Annotated in this window: 2 protein-coding genes; one reads left to right on the top strand and one right to left on the bottom strand. The window is 35.8% G+C overall.

From position 1 onward, the window contains the following. Positions 1 to 35: 35 nt before the first annotated feature. A complete protein-coding gene (locus tag HMPREF2955_RS00200; protein WP_070719849.1) occupies positions 36 to 392 on the top strand; it encodes a hypothetical protein in 357 nt (118 codons plus the stop codon). Here the strand turns inward: HMPREF2955_RS00200 and HMPREF2955_RS00195 are convergent. Further along, a partial coding sequence (locus tag HMPREF2955_RS00195; RefSeq protein WP_070719847.1) for a TaqI-like C-terminal specificity domain-containing protein occupies positions 367 to 1,043 on the bottom strand: 677 nt, incomplete at its 5' end. The genes HMPREF2955_RS00200 and HMPREF2955_RS00195 overlap by 26 nt on opposite strands.

Raw genomic sequence — 1,043 nt, 5'->3', positions numbered from 1 at the left:
TCCTAAGAGGGAATTAACTGAATTACCCTAAATATATGCCATTTGTATTTGATAATGAAATGTATCTTACAAATCAGAAATGCTTCATTATTACTGGGAAGTATGTGGCATATCTTACAGCGTTTTTCAATTCGTCGCTATTCAAGTATTGTTTTAGAGATTCATTCCCAGAATTACAAGGCGGAACGAGAGAGTTGAGCAAAATATTCTTTGACAAAATACCCGTTTATGAAGTTTCTGATGCCCAAAACCTACAATTTCAAGATGCTGTAGAAGATATACAAAAAGAATATACAAAACAAAAAGCACAGAGAATAGACTCTATGCTATTTGATTTGTATAATCTTTCATCAGAAGAAAGGGCAACTATTGACTTTGTTGAGATTGTTTGACAAATTGTGTAACATATTCTCGTTCAATAGGAGATAGGCTGTATATTGTGAAAACAATGTCGTTTATCTCCTTTTCTATCACATTAGAGCTATTGGTAATTTGGGCAGTAAGTAAAGAGGATAACCGTTCATCATATTGACTATTATAAGGAATACAGGCTGGTTCAATGGCTTGAACACTCACCAATAAATCCCCTGTTCCTGTTTTTGGAGAATCCTTCAACAAATAATGCCCCATTAAAGAATTGAGCACACAACATAAATATTCTATATGCTGACCTGTGGCAAAACATGTACTGTCTAAACCAAGACAGCCCTTGCTGTCATAAGAAAAACGTAATATAGATCCGATTCTTTTCCAAATGATTTTTGGCTTAGAAAAATCCTCCCAATAACTAATGCTATCTTGTGTCTCAAACCACTTATTGCTGGTTCTCTTTCGGGCTTTCACTTTCTCACCATTGACAAGATGTGTTTTGCCAGTTTGCTCCAGTCTTTCAATACCGAAAGAAAGCAGATATTGCTTGATAGCTGGGTATTCATCAATATTGTAATGCCGTGATGGGAATATTGCAATAAGCCAAAGTTCTGCCCACTCGTAACCATATCGTTTAATGTCCCTGCCCCTAAGAATCGGTCGTATAAGTTCAG

It is taken from the genome of Prevotella sp. HMSC073D09, assembly GCF_001814145.1.
In the GTDB taxonomy this organism is placed as follows: domain Bacteria; phylum Bacteroidota; class Bacteroidia; order Bacteroidales; family Bacteroidaceae; genus Prevotella; species Prevotella conceptionensis.
Note: the sequence above shows the minus strand (reverse complement) of the source record. Positions and strands in the feature narration are given on the sequence as shown.